Annotated in this window: 12 protein-coding genes; 6 read left to right on the forward strand and 6 right to left on the reverse strand. The window is 64.1% G+C overall.

Annotated elements, in window-relative coordinates; genetic code table 11:
• Positions 1–8: 8 nt before the first annotated feature.
• From PMM47T1_RS14485 to PMM47T1_RS29110, 6 genes are all read right to left on the reverse strand, one after another.
• Positions 9–2,792, reverse strand: coding sequence for a malto-oligosyltrehalose synthase (locus PMM47T1_RS14485; protein ID WP_008370093.1), 2,784 nt, complete (start codon positions 2,790–2,792; stop codon positions 9–11).
• Positions 2,789–4,870 (reverse strand): 4-alpha-glucanotransferase, encoded by a 2,082-nt coding sequence (gene malQ, locus PMM47T1_RS14490; RefSeq protein ID WP_008370095.1) that lies wholly within the window; start codon positions 4,868–4,870, stop codon positions 2,789–2,791. The genes PMM47T1_RS14485 and malQ overlap by 4 nt, the downstream gene beginning before the upstream one ends.
• Entirely contained in the window at positions 4,867–6,639 is a 1,773-nt protein-coding gene (gene treZ / locus PMM47T1_RS14495; RefSeq protein WP_008370097.1) for a malto-oligosyltrehalose trehalohydrolase, read from the reverse strand. Before treZ ends, malQ begins: the two co-directional genes overlap by 4 nt.
• A gap of 17 nt (positions 6,640–6,656) precedes the next feature.
• Entirely contained in the window at positions 6,657–8,225 is a 1,569-nt protein-coding gene (gene glgA / locus PMM47T1_RS14500; protein ID WP_008370099.1) for a glycogen synthase GlgA, read from the reverse strand.
• A 1,225-nt stretch (positions 8,226–9,450) separates the two neighbouring features.
• The gene (locus tag PMM47T1_RS14505) at positions 9,451–9,894 is read right to left on the reverse strand and encodes an SgcJ/EcaC family oxidoreductase (RefSeq protein WP_008370101.1); all 444 of its coding nucleotides are present in this window, start codon (positions 9,892–9,894) and stop codon (positions 9,451–9,453) included.
• 140 nt (positions 9,895–10,034) lie between these two features.
• Complete coding sequence (locus PMM47T1_RS29110) at positions 10,035–10,220, reverse strand: DUF6026 family protein (protein ID WP_081492657.1); 186 nt, start codon at positions 10,218–10,220, stop codon at positions 10,035–10,037.
• 331 nt (positions 10,221–10,551) lie between these two features.
• Between PMM47T1_RS29110 and gnd the strand changes: the two genes are divergently transcribed.
• From gnd to nudC, 6 genes are all read left to right on the forward strand, one after another.
• Positions 10,552–11,529: a phosphogluconate dehydrogenase (NAD(+)-dependent, decarboxylating) gene (gene gnd / locus PMM47T1_RS14520; protein ID WP_008370105.1), complete on the forward strand. Its 978-nt coding sequence runs from the start codon at positions 10,552–10,554 to the stop codon at positions 11,527–11,529.
• Positions 11,526–13,034 (forward strand): glucose-6-phosphate dehydrogenase, encoded by a 1,509-nt coding sequence (gene zwf / locus PMM47T1_RS14525; RefSeq protein ID WP_008370106.1) that lies wholly within the window; start codon positions 11,526–11,528, stop codon positions 13,032–13,034. The genes gnd and zwf overlap by 4 nt, the downstream gene beginning before the upstream one ends.
• Positions 13,031–13,864, forward strand: coding sequence for a Cof-type HAD-IIB family hydrolase (locus tag PMM47T1_RS14530; protein WP_008370108.1), 834 nt, complete (start codon positions 13,031–13,033; stop codon positions 13,862–13,864). Before zwf ends, PMM47T1_RS14530 begins: the two co-directional genes overlap by 4 nt.
• Positions 13,865–13,891: 27 nt before the next feature.
• Positions 13,892–15,685 carry a glycoside hydrolase family 15 protein gene (locus PMM47T1_RS14535; protein ID WP_008370110.1) on the forward strand — a complete coding sequence of 598 codons (1,794 nt, stop codon included), beginning with the start codon at positions 13,892–13,894 and terminating at the stop codon, positions 15,683–15,685.
• A 120-nt stretch (positions 15,686–15,805) separates the two neighbouring features.
• The gene (locus PMM47T1_RS14540; RefSeq protein ID WP_008370112.1) at positions 15,806–16,618 is read left to right on the forward strand and encodes a crotonase/enoyl-CoA hydratase family protein; all 813 of its coding nucleotides are present in this window, start codon (positions 15,806–15,808) and stop codon (positions 16,616–16,618) included.
• A gap of 23 nt (positions 16,619–16,641) precedes the next feature.
• Positions 16,642–17,472, forward strand: coding sequence for an NAD(+) diphosphatase (gene nudC / locus PMM47T1_RS14545; protein WP_008370114.1), 831 nt, complete (start codon positions 16,642–16,644; stop codon positions 17,470–17,472).
• The last annotated feature ends 65 nt before the right edge of the window (positions 17,473–17,537 follow it).

Genomic DNA, 17,537 nt, shown 5'->3' on the forward strand with positions numbered 1-17,537 from the left:
GCTCCTGATCACAAGTCACTTTGTACTAAGAGATTGACGGGGAAATCCTTCAGCGCAGCGTTCAGCCACAGTTCCTTATTGGGTGTGACTGCTACGTCTGAAAAAAGTCCCTTAAATGTAGGCAGAGTGTGTCTTGAAGTTAGCACAACGCGGGTGTCTCCCCACTTGGGTGCGCCGATAAGCGGGCTGGGGGCATCCCCCAGCAGGTCGCTGGCCAGTCGTGGCACGATGACGACGGCCAATTCGTCACCATGGGTTCGGGCAAACGCCAACACACGGTCGGCTTGTTCGCCCAGCACGGGCAAGGGTTCGTAGGTGCCACGGGCAAACAGCGCGACATGCTCGGCGCGGCGGCGCAGGGTGCGGGCAATCAATTGCTGCTTGATGTGCCCGTCCTGCCAGCTGGCCAGCAGTTCGGCAGGGCTTCGCGGCGTGTTCAGGGCCTGCTCTCGGGCAGCGTAGTCCACGGGGCGGCGGTTGTCCGGGTCTACCAGGCTCAAGTCCCAGAATTCGGCGCCCTGGTACAGGTCGGGAATACCCGGCACTGTCATGCGCAGCAGGCTCTGCACCAGGCTGTTGAGCGCACCGGCGACGCTGATGCGCTGCACGGCAGCCACCAGCGAGGCGCGCAGCTGCTGGCACTGCGGGTCCAGCAAGAGCTTTTCCAGGTAGGCCTTGCAGGCTTGTTCGTAAGGCTCGTTGGGCGCGCTCCAGCTGCTGGCCAGCTTGGCCTCGCGCAAGGCTTTTTGTTGCCATTGGTACAGGCGTTCGGCATAAGCCTGCAGGCCTGCGGCATCCTCGCCGGCAAGGTTCAGCGGCCAGCTGCCGAGCAGGGCCTGGAACAGGATGAGTTCATCGCCTGGCGACGGTGCCACGCTGTCGCCGACGCTGCCACGCAGGGGCTCGGCCAGTTCCAGCCAGTGGTTGACGCGCCCCGGGTACCAACTGCTGCGCTCGCTGAGCACCGCCAGGCGCGCACGGGTGTCTTCTCCGCGCTTGTGGTCGTGGGTGGCGGTGGCCAGCAGGTTATCGGGAAAGTACTGCAAGCGCTGCTCGCACGCGTCGTGGAAAACCTGGGGGGGGGCGTTGAAGTGCTCGGCGTCGAAGCCCACGTCATTGCGCGACAGCAGCACCGCGCTGCGGTAGAACGCGGTGTCTTCGATGGCCTTGGCGGCAGTGGGCGAAGTCAGCTGCTGAAAGCGCACGCAGGCGTGGCGCAGCAGCTTGCGCGGGCGCCCCGGGGGCAACCGGCGCCAGGCTTCACCACCCAGCCAGCGGGCCAGGTAATCGAGCACCGGCCAGTCTGCTTCGCCCAGGCTGGCGCGTGCGCCCTCCAGGGCCTGCTGGAAGAAGCCTTCGTCCTCGGCCGGGCGGCCGCAGGGGCTGACGTACGTGCGGTACACCGGGAAGTGCACCACCAGCGCCTGCAAGGCGCGGCGGATGGCGCCCAGGGTCAGGTCGCGGCTCATCACGTCGCCGCGTGCCACTTGCAACAGGGCCTGGGCCACGGACTCGAAGTCGCCGGCCAGGGTGCCATTGATCACCAGGTGGCGCGCCGCCAGGGCCTCTTCTTCGAACACCGCAGGGCGTCCGCTGAGGCTGCTCCACAGTTCGGCCAGGGGCTGGGCACCGGCAGGGTCGTGTTGCAGGCGCGAGACCTGGTTCATGAACTCGTAACCCGTGGTGCCATCCACCTGCCAGTCGCGGTGCAACTGCTCGTGGGCGCCGAGAATCTTTTCCACGTAGATCGGGAAATGGTCGAGGGCAGCGCTGGCCGGGCGCGCTTTGAGCAGCCGGTCCACGCGTCGGCGCAGCTTGCGGCAGTAGCCGCGCGGGTCGGCCAGGCCGTCCACGTGGTCGATGCGCAGGCCATCGATCAGGCCTTGCTCTACCAGCTCGAAGATCTTCGCGTGGGTGGCTTCGAACACGGCGGCGCGCTCCACGCGCAGGCCACCCAGTTCGTTGACGTCGAAGAAGCGCCGCCAGTTGATGTCATCGGCGGCGGTGCGCCAGCTGGCCAGGCGGTAGTGCTGCTTTTCCAGCAAGCGGTGCAGGCGCTGGAAGCCTTCGGGGGTGGTGGAGTCAAAGCGTTGCAGCAAGGCGGCCAGGGTCTCTTTGTGGCTGTGGCTCAGGGCCGCCAGTTCGGCGCGCAGTTCGGCGGCTTTTTCGTAGGCGTGAGGGTCCTGCTCCAGGCTGCCGAAACGGCCGCCCAGCCTGCTCAGCACCGGGTCGTCGGCAGGGCTCAGGAGGTCGGCGTAGTCGGGCGCAGACACCGGGAAGCGGTGCTCGTAATGCTCGATGTAGAACTGCCCGCTGGCCGTGTCCAGGCGCACCGGGATTTCCCCGGCGGCCAGGCAGGCGCCGTAGTCGTTGCCCAGGAACGGCAGCAGCAACTGGCCTTCGAGGAGCGGGTCGGGGGAGTGCCACTGAATGTCGAAGAACTCCGAATAGGGGCTGCGTCGCCCCCATTCCAGCAGGTCCAGCCACCAGGGGTTATGGCCACCGCCCACGGCCATGTGGTTGGAGACGATGTCCAGCACCAGGCCCATGTCGTGTTCGCGCAAGCTGCTGACCAGGCGCCGCAACGCAGGTTCGCCGCCAAGCTCGGGGTTGATGCGCGTGGGGTCGACCACGTCGTAGCCGTGCATCGAGCCGGGCCGGGCCTTGAGGATGGGCGAGGCATAAATGTGGCTGATGCCCAGCGCCTTGAAATACGGCACCCGCGCCACCGCATCGTCCAGGGTGAAACCCTTGTGAAACTGCAGCCGCACGCTGCCGGTCATGGCCTTCATAGGTCACGCTCGCTGGCCTGTTGGCGCGCGCACGCCAGCAGTTCCAGGCGCCGGGCGGCGTCTTCGTCGTCCAGCAGCGCCTGGCTGCTGCCATTGAAGCGGCGTCGCCAGTTGGGGTGGCTATCAATGGTGCCGGGCAGGTTGGGTTGTTCTTCCACGCCCAGGGCGTCTTCCAGCGGCAGCAACATCAGCGGCGCACGGGTATGGCCCAGGAAACGCACGCAGGCATCAATCAACTGATCGGTTTCCTCCTGCGGGCCGGTAAAGTTCTGGCTGTCCTGGGCCAGCACATGACGCAGGCCGCGCCGCTCGTGTTCACGGGTTTCGCGCCAATGGTGTTCGGTGTGCTCGTCAATCAGCCCCAGCTTGTGGCTCCAGTCAATGTCGCGGGCTTTCCACCAGCCGTGCAGGGTGGGCAAGTCGTGGGTGGTGCTGGTGGCCAGGGCGTTGTCGGGCCAGTGCAGCACGGGGTGGAATTGCCCGGGGTGAGCTTGTTCGAACAACAGCACGCGCATGCCCAGCATGTGTCGCGCCACCAGTTTCTCGCGCAGGCCATCGGGCACTGTGCCCAGGTCTTCGCCCAGCACGATGGCCTGGTGGCGATGGGACTCCAGGGTCAGCAGGCGCAGCATGTCGTCGATGGGGTAATGCAGGTAGGCGCCCTCGCTGGGCGGCGAGCCCATGGGGATTACCCACAGCCGTTGCAGGCCCATCACATGGTCGATGCGCAGGCCGCCGGCATGGGCGAAATTGGCGCGCAGCATTTCAATGAAAGCCCGAAAACCGTTGCGCACCAGGCCTTCGGGGGCGAAGGCGGAAATGCCCCAGCCTTGCCCGGCGCGGTTGAGAATGTCGGGCGGTGCGCCCACGGTGAGGTCGGCCAGCAGTTCGTCCTGACGACTCCAGGCCTGGCTGCCGGCGCCGTCAGCGCCCACGGCCAGGTCGGCGATCAGGCCAATGCGCATGCCACTGCCCTTGGCGGCGTTTTGCGCGCGCTCCAGGCTGCGCGCCACCAGCCATTGGCAGAAGGCATAGAAACCGACCTGCTCGGCGTGCGCTTGCGCGAAGGCGGCAATGGCGGGACTGCGCGGGTCGTGCCATTCGGCCGGCCACTGGCGCCAGTCCTGGCTGTCGCCACGGGTGGCGCAGTCGGCCTGCAGGGCTTCGAAGCGGCAATGGTTTTCCAGCGCCTCGCCGCCGGCATGGCGGAAGCTGGCGAAGTCGGCGGTGAGCGGGTGGTCACCCTGGCTGAAACCGTTGTACAGCGATTGCAGCAGGCGATACTTGGCGTCCGACGCGGCCGGCCAGTCAATCAGCGGTAGTTGCTCCAGGTGCGCCAGGGTCTCGCCCAAGCCAATGTCATCGAGCGCCACGCGCAGCGCACGCTCGCCAAGGATGGCGCCAGGGGCGGCGTACAGGCAATTGAGAAACAGCCGGCTGGACGGTGAGTAAGGGCTGTAGCGATGCGGGTCATTGCTGAACATGGCATGCATGGGGCTGATGGCCAGGGCGTCACAGCCGCGTTCGCCGGCGCTGCGGGCGAAGGCCTCCAGTGCCAGGGTGTCACCGAAGCCGCCATCGCCGGGGCGGCGCAGGCTGTACAACTGCACGCTCAGGCCCCAGGCCCGCGGCGCCGCTTCGCCCACGGCATCGCCCACGCTGTAGCAGCGCGGCGGCGCCACGGCCAGGGTGAACTGCTGGCCTTCGATGTGCACGTCCTGATAACCCGTGGGCAGCAGGCCGGGCAGGGCGCCATGAGCGTCCAGGCGCAGGTCCAGCGTGGCGCCGTCTTCCAGGTGAACCTGACAAGGGGTATGGGCAGGGAAGTAGTGCCCCAGGCTCAGCGGCTGACCCTGGTCTGCGGTCAGCAGGGGCGGCAAGTGGGTATCGCGGCGAACCCGGTTCAGGTCCTCAAGGCTGGCCTCCACCTGTTCGCTGTCGTCAGCAGGGTGGCCCAGGCCGGCCAGTACCTTGCGTAGCACGGGGTCGGGCACAGTCTGTGGCCGGCCATTGGCGTCGGTCCAGTGCACGGCCAGGCCGGCGTGTTGCGCCAATGTCCGCAGTCGCTCATCAGTCATGCATCATCTCCGGCAGGGGTCAGGCTGACCAGGGCGCTATAAGGGGGCAAGGTATTTGCAGGCCGATCGCCGGTGGCGTCAAGGCGGCTGTCGAACAGGCAGTACTGAACCGGCGGCACGCTGGATTCCACGGCGTGGGCGCTGAGGTTGAGGTCGATGCGCAACTCGCTGCCGTCGTTGAGCTGCCAGCGCGCGTACAGGGCGCCGTCAGCCAATACCTGGGCGCCCAGCGAGCGGCTGCCCGTCAGGTGTTCGGTCAAGTGCTGATGGCGCAGGTGCAACAGCGTGGCGTACAGCCGTGCCCACGGGGAATCGGCTTGGGGAAAGTGCGGGCGCGAAGCCGTGAAGGTTTGCGCGTCGTTGGGGTCGGGAATGCGCGCCCGTTGCTCGGCATCGGCAAACGCGGCAAACGCAGCGAACTCGCCACGCCGGCCCTGGCGCACCGCTTCGGCCAGTTCGCCGTGAAAGTCGGTGAAGAACAGGAACGGCTCGTTAGCCGCGCCTTCGTCACCCATGAACAGCAGAGGCACCATGGGCGACAGCAGCAGCAAAGTGGTGGCCGCGCGCAGGGCATCGGTGCTGCACAGTGCAGATAGCCGCTCGCCAAAGGCGCGGTTGCCGATCTGGTCGTGGTTCTGCAAAAACAGCACAAAGGCATTGGGCGGCAGGTGGCCACTGGGTTCGCCGCGCAGCTCACCGTGGCGATTGCGCTCGCCCTGATAAATGAAGCCTTCGCTCAGGCAGCGCGCCAGTTTCTCGGTGGGCCGTTCGGCGAAGTCGTTGTAATAGGCCTCGGTTTCGCCGGTCAGCAGCACATGCAAAGCATTGTGGCCGTCGTCGTTCCATTGGGCATCGAAGCCTTCTTCCAGCAGGTGGGCCTGGTTGAGTTCGTTCTCCAGGGTCAGCCACACATGGCGCGGGCCGTCCACTTGCTGGCGGATGCGCGCGGCCATCTGCTTGAGAAAGTCGGGGTCTTCAATGGCGTGCACGGCGTCGAAGCGCAGGCCGTCGAAACGGTACTCCAGCAGCCACATCAGCGCGTTGTCGATAAAGAAGTCGCGTACCTGGGGGCGGCGAAAGTCGATGGCGTCGCCCCAGGGGGTTTTCAGGTCCTGGCGGAAGAAACCCTTGGCGTAGCGCCCCAGGTAATTACCGTCGGGGCCGAAGTGGTTGTATACCACGTCGAGGATCACCATCAGGCCGTGACCATGGGCGCAGTCGATCAGGTGCTTGAGTTGTTCCGGGGTGCCGTAGGACGACTGCGGGGCGTAAGGCAATACGCCGTCGTAGCCCCAGTTACGCTCGCCGGGGAACTGCGCCAGGGGCATCAGTTCGATGGCAGTGATGCCCAGCTCGGCCAGGCGCGCCAGGTGTTTTTCCACGGCGGCGAAGCCACCCAGCACGCCCACGTGCAGTTCGTAGATGACCGCCTCATGCCACGGACGGCCTTGCCACTGGGGGAATTGCCACTGATAGGCGTTGGGGTCGGTTACCAGGCTGGGGCCGTGGACATCGCCTTGCTGGGCGCGCGACGCGGGGTCGGGTACCAGCATTTCGCCATCTATCTGGTAACGGTAGGCGGTACCGGCCGGGCAATGGGACTTGATGACGAACCAGCCGTCATCCTGGGCCAGCATGGGCAATGACTGGCCGTCCTCAAGTTCCACACTGACATGAAAGGCGTCCGGCGCCCACAACGCAAAGCGTGTGAGCCCCGAATCCAGCAGTTGTGCACCATGTGGCCAGGTTTCAGGTGTCGGTAGCGGCATCGATGAAACCTCTTCCGTTAGTGTCTACCTGATACGGCCACCGATTTGCTCACGAGTTCCTCGTAGAGTTTTGCGTAGGGTTCAACGGCCTGGCTCCAGTTGAACGGCTGGGTCATGGACAGGCAGCGCATGGCGTTCAGCAGGCTTGGCTTGCTGAACACGTAGAAGGCCCGGCGCAGGGCTTCTTCATAGCTGGCCACGGTGGACTCGTTGAACAGGAAGCCGGTGACGCCATCCTCGATGGTGTCAGCCAGGCCGCCGGTGTTGCGGGCCACGGGCAGTGAGCCGTAGCGCTGGGCGTACATTTGGCTCAGGCCGCAGGGCTCGTAGCGCGACGGCATGAGCAGGAAGTCGCTGCCGGCGAACATGCGGCGTGCGTCGGTTTCGTTAAAGCCGATGCGCACACCGATCTGGCCGGGGAAGCGCAGGGCCAGTTCGCGCATGGCCTGTTCTTCCTCGGGCTCGCCGCGGCCGATGATCGCGATCTGCCCGCCGTTTTCAACAATGAACTCGGCTACGCCCTGGGTCAGGTCCAGGCCTTTCTGGTACACCAGCCGCGACACCACGGCAAACAACGGGCCTTGCGAATCGTCCAGGCCGAACAGGGTGCGCACGTGCTCGGCGTTCACTTGTTTGCCTTCCCAGTCATTGAGGCTGAAAGGGCACACCAGGTGCGAGTCGGTGGCCGAGTCCCAGCTGTCGTCGATGCCGTTGGGGATGCCGCTGAGCAGGCCCTGGTAGGCCTTGCTGCCCAGGAAGCCGTCCAGCCCGCAGCCGAATTGCGGCGTGGTGATTTCATCGGCATAGGTGGCGCTGACCGTGGTGATGTGGCTGGAGTAGGCCATACCGGCCTTGAGGAACGACAGCTTGCCGTAGAACTCCATGCCTTCCTGTTGCAGGGCATGTTCAGGCACGCCCAGTTCCGGGCAGCAGGCGCGGCTGACTACGCCCTGATAGGCCAGGTTGTGGATAGTGAACAGGGTCGGCGTGCTCAGTCCGCGCCAGTGCATGTAGGCGGGCGCCATGCCGGCCGGCCAGTCGTGGGCATGTACCAGGTCGGGTTTCCAGTGCACCATGCCCAGGCCGGCAGCGATGTCGGCAGCGGCCAGCCCCAGGCGGGCGAAGCGGATGTGGTTGTCGGGCCAGTCGCGACCGTTGTTGGCGCCGTAGGGGGTACCGTCGCGCTCGTACAGTTCGGGGCAGATCAACACATAGATGACCAGGCCGTCCTTGAGGTCCATGCGTCCAATCTTGCACGGCGGCAGTGCGGCGTGACCGCCCAGGTCGCCGACGATGTGGATCGGGTTCTCGCTGTTGAGCACCTGGGGGTAACCGGGAATCAGGATGCGTACGTCGTGCAGCGGGCTCATGGCGCGCGGTAGCGCCTGTGAAACGTCACCCAGGCCACCGGTCTTGACCAGGTCGGCGATCTCGGAGGTGACAAACAACACTTTCTGGCGGTTGGGATTAATGCGTGCGTCGGCCTGCAGTACCTTGCCCGTCGAAGCGATTTCCACCAACTCGGTTGGCTCGCTCTCCTGCTTGTTAAAACGCTCTCCATGGGTCTCGACAGCGGCACTGATCATTGTTCTCTCCCGTGCATTAATGCATGTGTGGCAAGCACCTGATTTTTGATCCAGCGACCCCACGGTCAAGCGCGCAAGCGCGACGCCATGCGGCTCCTGCCGACGGCGAATTGACAGAGTGGGGTGGTCCAGCCGCTTGAATGAACTTCATATCCACGGCCTACCTTTAACCTGACCTGCCGCCTTTTCAGAAGTTTCGACTTTTTGCAGACGAACCTCCCGGGCGGTGTGCGGGCTGAGTTTTGAGTGTAGGAAAAATTTCAGACTCTGTGGTCACGGCGCGACTGACGGACGGTCATGATGAGGGACAGGGCGGAAGTGGGGGCGCTGCAGGCCTTGAAATATGGGTGTTCAAGGATGGGGTCGAGTTAGAATGAAATTTCTAGAAACACCCTCACCTCCGCTATTACGCCGTGCACCAAGGCTAACGCCGCGGCCCTTCAAGCCATTGTGCGTTGCACCCCATGCAGGACCGTGCCATGGCCTGAAATAGGCTTCAGCTTTTGGCGCAGGCAACCGATCGCAATGAGCAATGCGGCATCCCGACGAATGATGGCTCCGTTCTCCCGACCCTAAGACAGATAGTGACACTGTTTGCGCTATCGAACCTTTGGATGGCCCGGAGACATTTACTGAGCAGCGCAGGACAGGTGCGCCTGTGATGCAGAAAATGCCTGCTGCGGTAGGCTTCGAACAGCCGCTGGCGTGACACTGACGACGAATCTGAGCATATTTTCAGCGAGGCTCTCGTTTTTGAGACCTGGGTGCGAGGCTGATAGAAAATGTCGGCCTACCTCAGAGCATCCCTGAGGCTTTATGAGTTTCCTGAGGGCGAGGATGGCGGGCAGTGAGGCTCCATAGCAGCAACTGTCTTGTGGAGGTACACTCTCTGGGAGATTCCAGGGTGTGGAGGAGCCTGTGGGAGCGGGTTCTACCCGCGAAAAGAACGCCGCGAAATATCTGAAACACCACGGCGCTCTCTTCGCGGGCAGAGCCCGCTCCCACAGTGTGTACCCCGCCGACGCAGCAAACTGCCGCGAGGCTGTTGCGGTTGTCTCGAGAGGTCCATGTCTCGGGTTTTGGGGCGCTTTTTAGATCACGCACCGCCCGACGGCGCTTCCCGGGTAGACCGGATGCCCGGACCCCCCGGTCCTACATTTGTTGCAGCGTGCCATGGCCTGATGGACCGAGTTCTTAGCCTTTGGCGCAGGGCGCTCGATTGTGGTTACCCCTGCGGCATCACCGATGAATGATGGCTGCCGATCAACCATCGTTCCCCATCCCAGTTCCAGGTGTAGCTATATCGGGCCCGCACCGTCTCGCCGGTGGCCGCGAAGGTGAATTCATAGAGGCCGGCATCCACTGCACTGTCGCAGCGGCTGTGGATGGTGCGGCTGACGATTCGCCCGCTCGGTTGGTTGGCCAGGAAATGGGCGAAGTAGTCTTCCCGTTCGGCGGTGGTCAGGCGCACCTGGTTGGACAGCGTGGGCAACAGCACCGCATCGGGCTGATAGATCGCCGCCACTTGGGCTGGGTCGCGCGTTTGCAACGCGCCATTCCACTGCTCGAACAGGTTGGCAACGTCCGCTTCGGAGGGGCTGTTACACGCTGGTTTCGCATTGACTGCCAGGGGCGCAGCCAGTAGGGCAAGCACGATGATTGCTTTCACGATACTTCTCCATCACGGGCGCCGACGGCTGTGGCGCTCAGGCCTGGCACTCTAGGAGGCGGATGGCGGGGAAGGTATCGGGAAAGGTTTCCGGCGTCAGCCGGCAGGACGAGCCTGCCGGTACGGGAAGGGACAGCGGATCAGGCGATCTTCGCCTGGGCGCCACCGGTAAGGCCGGTGTCCTGCTGGGACTGCAAGAGCATCATGGTCAAGTGGGCGACCTTTTTCTGCAACTGGTCGCGTTCTTCTTTCAATTCGCGCAGTTCGTCACGACGGACCGTGACATAGAGGGTTTGGGTGGGTGTTGCTGGCAGTAAAGTTCCCATTGCTCACCTCGCAAATGGCATGTCTCACAGTGAGGATAGCCGACCTTGAGCGTTTGCCACTCCGGTCTGACCCTCTGTCGGCGCGGATTCTGATTTCTTTTTTCAGCCAATGGAACTTTTTTATTTTTCACGGTCCGTGTGTCTTTTTCTTCATGTGCCAGCAAGTGCCCGCCAGCGTTGAAGAAGCTTTGATGACAGGCCTCCTGATGAAAAAATACGCGCGACGAACGGCTAAAGTCGAAACTAACTCTGGCAACCCTGTACTAAGCTTTGAGACCATTAGCGTTTTCAAGGTGTGACACACCTATTTACGCATCTGTGGAGCACCGGCATGCAATTGGGAATCGTGGGACTGGGCCGCATGGGCGGCAATATTTCGAGAAGACTGATGCGCGGCGGCCACCAGACGGTGGTCTGGGACCGTGATCAGTCCTCCGTGGCGAAACTGGGTGAAGAGGGCGCCGTGACGGCGACTGACCTCGCCGACCTGGTGCGTCAGATGGACGCACCTCGTGCTGTGTGGGTGATGCTGCCCGCTGGCGCGCCAACCGAGGACACCATCCAGCAACTGGCCGACCTGCTTGAAGCCGATGACGTGATCATCGATGGCGGCAACACCTTCTACAAGGACGACATCCGTCGTGCCAAGGAACTGAGCGAGCGCAAGCTGCACTACGTTGACGTCGGCACCTCCGGCGGCGTGTGGGGCCTTGACCGCGGTTTCTGCATGATGATCGGTGGCGAAGCCGCGGTGTTCGAGCGCCTGGACCCGCTGTTTGCTTGCCTGGCCCCCGGCGTGGGCGACATTCTGCGCACCAAGGGCCGCGACGGTGAGCACGACCGTGCCGAGCATGGCTACATCCACGCAGGCCCGGCAGGTTCTGGCCACTTCGTGAAGATGATCCACAACGGCATCGAGTACGGCATGATGCAGGCCTTCGCCGAAGGCTTCGACATCCTCAAGACCAAGAACAGCACCGCGCTGCCGGAAGACCAGCGCTTTGACCTGAACCTGGCCGAGATCGCCGAAGTATGGCGCCGCGGCAGCGTGGTATCGTCCTGGCTGCTGGACCTGACCGCCGATGCGCTGGTGGGTGACCCCGCGCTGGATAGCTATTCGGGTTCGGTGTCCGACAGCGGTGAAGGTCGCTGGACCATTGACGCGGCGGTGGAGCAGGCAGTACCGGTACCGGTGCTGGCAGGCTCGCTGTTCGCACGTTTCCGTTCCCGCCAGGAAAGCACCTACGGCGACAAATTGCTGTCGGCGATGCGCTTTGGCTTCGGCGGCCATATCGAGGTTCCTAAATGACACGGGCGAAGTCCAAGGTAGACGCAGCACCCCCCACAACGCTGTTTCTCTTTGGCGCCCATGGCGACCTGGTGAAGCGCCTGCTCATGCCGGCGCTGTACAACCTGAGTCGCGACGGTTTGCTGGACAATGGTCTGCATATCGTCGGTGTCGACCACAACGAGGTCAGCGATGCTGACTTCGCTGCCAAACTGCACGATTTCATCATCGAGCAGGCGCGCAGCAAGAACCCGGAGGGGGCTGAGAAGGCCCTCGACCCGGCCTTGTGGGCCAAGCTGGCAAAGCGTATCAGCTACATCAGTGGCGACTTTCTCGACGATGGCACCTACCAGGCGATTGGCGAACGCATCACCGCCAACCGCACCGGCAATGCCGTGTTCTACCTGGCCACCTCGCCGCGCTTCTTCAGTGAAGTGGCGCAGCGCCTGGGCCATGCCGGGTTGCTCCAGGAGCAGCCCGACGCCTTCCGCCGCGTAGTGATCGAAAAACCCTTCGGTTCCGACCTGCCGACCGCCGAGGCCCTCAACGCGTGCCTGTTGAGCGTCATGAGCGAGAAGCAGATCTACCGGATCGACCACTACCTGGGCAAGGAAACCGTTCAGAACATCCTCATCAGCCGGTTTTCCAACGGCATCTTCGAGGCGTTCTGGAACAATCATTACATTGACCACGTGCAGATCACCGCCGCCGAAACCGTCGGCGTGGAAACACGGGGCAATTTCTACGACAGCACCGGCGCCCTGCGCGACATGGTGCCCAACCACTTGTTCCAGTTGCTGGCCATGGTTGCCATGGAGCCGCCAGCCGCCTTTGGCGCCGACGCCGTGCGTGGCGAAAAGGCCAAGGTGGTGGGGGCCATTCGCCCCTGGTCCAAGGCCGACGCCCTGAAAAACTCAGTGCGCGGCCAGTACACGGCAGGCGGCGGCGACAAGCCTGGCTACCGCGAAGAGCCGAAGGTGGCGCCCGACAGCCGCACCGAGACGTTCGTGGCGCTGAAGGTGATGATCGATAACTGGCGCTGGGTGGGCGTGCCGTTCTACCTGCGCACCGGCAAGCGCATGAGCGTGCGCGACACCGAGATCGCCATCTGCTTCAAGCAGGCGCCCTACGCGCAGTTCCGCGACACCGAGGTGGAGCGCTTGCAGCCCAACTACCTGCGCATCCAGATCCAGCCCAACGAGGGCATGTGGTTCGACTTGATGGCCAAGCGGCCCGGGCCGGCCTTAGTGATGGAAAACGTAGAGCTGGGCTTTGCCTACAAAGACTTCTTCCAGATGCAGCCCTCCACCGGCTACGAGACGCTGATCTACGACTGCCTCACCGGTGATCAGACGCTGTTCCAGCGCGCCGACAACATCGAGAACGGCTGGCGCGCGGTGCAGCCGTTCCTGGATGCCTGGCGCGACGGTGGCAAGATCGACAGCTACGCGGCAGGCGAAGACGGCCCCGAGTCCGCCGAAGAGTTGCTGGCCCGAGACGGTCGCTCTTGGCACAGCCTGGGATGAGTGATCAGCCGCACGACCTCATCCGCTTGGTGCTCAGCGACATGGACGGCACGTTGCTGATGCCCGACCACAGTATTGGCGAGCGCGTGCGCGACGCCGTGGTGCGGCTGCGCGAGGCCGGTGTGGCCTTCAGCCTGGCCAGCGCGCGGCCGCCGCGGGCCATGCTGGGTATCATCAAAGAGCTGGGCATCGACGTGCCGTTTGCCGCTTTCAACGGCGGCATCCTGGCCAACCCCGACGGCAGCGTGATGGCGCGCCATTGCGTTGATCGCCGCGCGGTCGATGCTGCCCTGTCGCTGTTTGCCAGGCACCCGGTGGCTATCTGGCTATTTGCCGATGACCAGTGGTACCTCACCAACCCCGACACCCAATACCTGGGCAAGGAACTGGATGCCCTGGGTTACGGCTACGTGCAGGTTGATGACTTTGGCCCGTACCTGGACCGCGTCGACAAGATCGTCGCCACCTGCGCCGATTTCGATCTGTTGGCGCAACTGGAAAAACAATTGAGCCAGCAGATCAAGGGCCAGGCCCTGGCCGCCCGCTCGCAGAACTACTACCTGGACGTGACCGCGCTGCTGGCCAACAAGGGCGATGCCCTGGCCGAACTGGCCGGCCACCTGGGCGTGCCGCTGGCGCAGGCCGCAGTGCTGGGCGACGGTGGCAATGACGTGGCCATGTTCCGCCGCGCCGGGTTATCGATCGCCATGGGCCAGGCCGATGCCTCGGTCAAAGCCCATGCCGACCATGTTACCGCCAGCAACCGTGAGCAGGGCGTGGCCGATGCCATTGACGCCTTGATCCTGCCGAGGGCGCCGCACACTCGCTGAATTCTTCTGCACAAGGTAAACCGCACCATGGCCGCATTGATTGAAGACTATGCCTTGCTCGGCAACTGCAGAACTGCCGCGCTGGTCGACAAGCAAGGTTCACTGGATTGGTTGTGTTTCCCCCGTTTCGACGCACCCGCCTGTTTTGCCGCCCTGTTGGGTGATGAACACAACGGCCGCTGGCGCCTGGCGCCACGCGAGCCGTTCGAGGCCAGCCGCTGCTACCGCGACGGCACGCTGATCCTGGAAACCACCTTCACCACCGCCAGCGGCCAGGCCCTGTTGATCGACTTCATGCCGCCGGGCGAACACAGCAGCGTGGTGCGTATCGTGGAAGGCGTGAGCGGCCAGGTGGCGTTGGACATGGACCTGATCATTCGCTTCGACTACGGCAGCAGCGTGCCGTGGGTGGAGCAGGCTCACTCGCAGATCCTCACGGCCGTGGCCGGCCCGGAAATGCTGGTGCTGCATAGCGCGGCGCCCCTTGAAGCCGTCGATCACGCCACTGGCAGCCAGTTCAGCGTGGCGCCTGGTGAGCGGCGGGTGTTCGTGCTGACCTACCAGGACTCCAACCAGCCTGTGCGCGAAGCCTTCGATGGCGAGGCGGCGTTGGCGGAAACCGAAGCGTTCTGGCGGGCCTTCTCCGATCGCTGCCCGGACGTAGGGCCGTACACCGAACAGGTCAAGCGCTCGTTGATCGTGCTCAAGGCGCTGACCTACGAGCCCACCGGCGGCATTGTTGCCGCAGTCACCACGTCGCTGCCGGAGTATCTGGGTGGTGAGCGCAACTGGGATTACCGCTATTGCTGGCTGCGTGACGCCACCATGACCCTGCTGGCGTTCATGAACCTGGGCTATTTCGAGGAAGCCAGCGCCTGGCGCGAATGGCTGATGCGTTCGGTGGCCGGCAACCCCGAGCAGATGCAGATCATGTACGGCCTGGGCGGCGAGCGCCGCCTGCCGGAATACACCTTGCCGTGGCTCAGTGGCTACGAAGGCTCGCAGCCGGTGCGCATCGGCAACGCCGCAGCCACGCAACTGCAACTCGACGTTTATGGCGAGGTGGCGGACGCCATGACACAGGCTATCCGGGGCGGCCTGCCGCGTCACCCGCGCAGCCGGGCGATCTTCCAGGTGATCATGCCGTACCTGGAAAGCATCTGGCATCAGCCTGACGAAGGGCTGTGGGAGATCCGTGGCGAGCCGCGGCACTTCGTGCACTCCAAGGTCATGGCCTGGGTGGCGTTCGACCGCTCTGCGAAGCTGCAGGCCAGCGACGGCGGTGATGCCGAGCGCGCCCGGCATTCACGCGCGGTGGCCGACCTTATTCATGCCGATGTCTGCGCCCATGGCGTGGACTCGCAGCTGGGCTGCTTCACCCAATCCTACGGCTCGACCCACACCGACGCGAGCCTGCTGCAGATTGCCCTGACCGGCTTTCTGCCGGCCGATGATCCACGCTTCCTGGCCACCGTGGCGCAGATCGAGCAGCGCCTGATGCATGACGGCCTGCTGCTGCGCTACGACACCGGCACCGGTTGCGACGGCCTGGAGCCGGGGGAGGGGACCTTCCTGGTGTGTTCGTTCTGGCTGGCGGATGTGTACGTGTTGCTGGGCCGCATGGATGACGCCAACGCGTTGTTCCAGCGCCTGAGCGCGCTATGCAACGACGTCGGCCTGCTGGCCGAGCAATACGACCCGCGCGGTGCGCGCATGCTGGGCAACTTCCCCCAGGCGTTCAGCCACATCGGCATCATCAACACTGCCCTCAACCTGCACCGCGCCCAATGCCCGGCCCAGGACCGTGCCCAAGGCACATAACGCCACGTACGGCGTATTGCGGCATGAATCACAGGGCATTTGCGCCAACCTCGGGAGCGCCCTTTCCCTGGTGCACCGTCTTGATATAGTCCTGCCTACCCACAATAAAGGACGCCCACCATGACCGACTACCAGGCCTTCCACGTCGAACTCAACGACCACATCGCCCACGTACAGATCAACCGCCCCGACAAGATAAACGCCATGAACGCGGCGTTCTGGCGCGAGATCGTGGAGATATTCCAGTGGGTGGATGACACCGACGCCGTTCGCGTGGTGGTGCTCAGCGGCGCGGGCAAGCACTTCAGCGCCGGTATCGACCTCAGCCTGCTGGCGTCGGTTGCCGGCGAGCTGGGCAAGGACACCGGCCGCAATGCCCGTGCCCTGCGCCGCAAGGTTCTCGAGATGCAGGCCTCCTTCAACGCCGTGGACAACTGCCGCAAACCGGTACTCGCAGCAGTGCAGGGCTACTGCATCGGCGGCGCCATCGACCTGATCGCCGCCTGCGACATGCGCTATGCCGCCGCCGATGCGCATTTCTCCATCAAGGAAGTGGACATGGGCATGGCCGCCGATGTCGGCACACTGCAACGTTTGCCACGTATCATCGGGGATGGCATCCTGAGGGAATTGGCCTACACCGGACGCAAGGTCGACGCCGAGGAGGCGCGCAGCATCGGCCTGGTCAACCGGGTGTACGCGGACGCTGACAGCCTGCTCGATGGCGTATTTGCCATTGCCGCCGAGATCGCTGGCAAGTCGCCGATCGCCATCGCCGGCACCAAGACGATGATCAGCTACATGCGCGACCACAGCATCGCCGACGGCCTGGAATACATTGCCACCTGGAACGCGGCGATGCTGCAAAGCACTGACCTGCGTGTGGCCATGGCCGCCAGCATGAGCAAGCAGACACCACAGTTCGACGACTGACATTTCACCAAAAGGAGCCCCTGATGTCTCAACGCTGGACCACCGCCGTACTGGATACCAGCCTGCCCGGGGGCTGGGCCGTGGCCCGCTGCGCCCAGGGCTTTGCCTTTGACGCCAATGGCGTGCTGTTCCCCCGCCAATGGCTGAAAAAGCAGAACCTGGACGTGTTGGCCGAGCACGGCATCGGCCACTTTGACGGCGAGCCTGTGTACCTGCTGGAACTGCACGGCCCGGCCGAGATCGATGGCGTGCAATGGCAAGGCCTGCGCCAGTTCATGATGCAGGGCGACTTCGCCACCTACCAACTGCTGGCCTACGCCGCGCAGATCGGCACCTGGGCCCGCGAGCACCGCTTCTGCGGCAGCTGCGGCCAGGCCATGAACCAGATCCACTGGGAACGGGCCATGTACTGCCAGCCTTGCGAGCTGCGCAGCTACCCGCGCATCTCGCCGAGCATGATCGTGCTCATCACCCGCGGCGACGACATCCTGCTGGCCCGCTCTCCGCGTTTCGTCACCGGCGTCTACAGCACCCTGGCCGGCTTCGCCGAACCGGGCGAATCGGCCGAAGACTGCGTGCGCCGCGAAGTCATGGAAGAAGTGCAGGTCACCGTGCGCAACATCCGCTACCTGGGCAGCCAGTGCTGGCCGTTCCCGCACTCGATGATGCTGGGCTTTCACGCCGAATACGAAAGCGGCGACATCGTGCCCCAAGCGGACGAGATCGAGGACGCCCAGTGGTTCAGCGTGCATGATTTGCCGCCGCTGCCGGCGTCGCGGTCGATTGCGCGGTACCTCATCGACCACTACGTGGCGGAGCGGTTGGGCCTGCCGGTGCCGGTTCTTCCGGGCTGATCGGTAGCGCACCACGTTGTAGTCGCTGCCGCCAGGCGGCGCTGGCCCTACCGCACGCTGGAGAT

Source organism: Pseudomonas sp. M47T1, from assembly GCF_000263855.1.
GTDB lineage: Bacteria > Pseudomonadota > Gammaproteobacteria > Pseudomonadales > Pseudomonadaceae > Aquipseudomonas.

Excerpts from the sequence above, each read along its gene's own strand:
- malQ (WP_008370095.1), bottom strand. The coding sequence starts at position 4,870 with ATGACTGATGAGCGACTGCGGACATTGGCGCAACACGCCGGCCTGGCC.
- glgA (WP_008370099.1), bottom strand. The coding sequence starts at position 8,225 with ATGATCAGTGCCGCTGTCGAGACCCATGGAGAGCGTTTTAACAAGCAG.
- zwf (WP_008370106.1), top strand. The coding sequence starts at position 11,526 with ATGACACGGGCGAAGTCCAAGGTAGACGCAGCACCCCCCACAACGCTG.
- PMM47T1_RS14485 (WP_008370093.1), bottom strand. The coding sequence starts at position 2,792 with ATGAAGGCCATGACCGGCAGCGTGCGGCTGCAGTTTCACAAGGGTTTC.
- PMM47T1_RS14540 (WP_008370112.1), top strand. The coding sequence starts at position 15,806 with ATGACCGACTACCAGGCCTTCCACGTCGAACTCAACGACCACATCGCC.
- PMM47T1_RS14535 (WP_008370110.1), top strand. The coding sequence starts at position 13,892 with ATGGCCGCATTGATTGAAGACTATGCCTTGCTCGGCAACTGCAGAACT.
- PMM47T1_RS14530 (WP_008370108.1), top strand. The coding sequence starts at position 13,031 with ATGAGTGATCAGCCGCACGACCTCATCCGCTTGGTGCTCAGCGACATG.
- treZ (WP_008370097.1), bottom strand. The coding sequence starts at position 6,639 with ATGCCGCTACCGACACCTGAAACCTGGCCACATGGTGCACAACTGCTG.
- PMM47T1_RS29110 (WP_081492657.1), bottom strand. The coding sequence starts at position 10,220 with ATGGGAACTTTACTGCCAGCAACACCCACCCAAACCCTCTATGTCACG.
- nudC (WP_008370114.1), top strand. The coding sequence starts at position 16,642 with ATGTCTCAACGCTGGACCACCGCCGTACTGGATACCAGCCTGCCCGGG.
- gnd (WP_008370105.1), top strand. The coding sequence starts at position 10,552 with ATGCAATTGGGAATCGTGGGACTGGGCCGCATGGGCGGCAATATTTCG.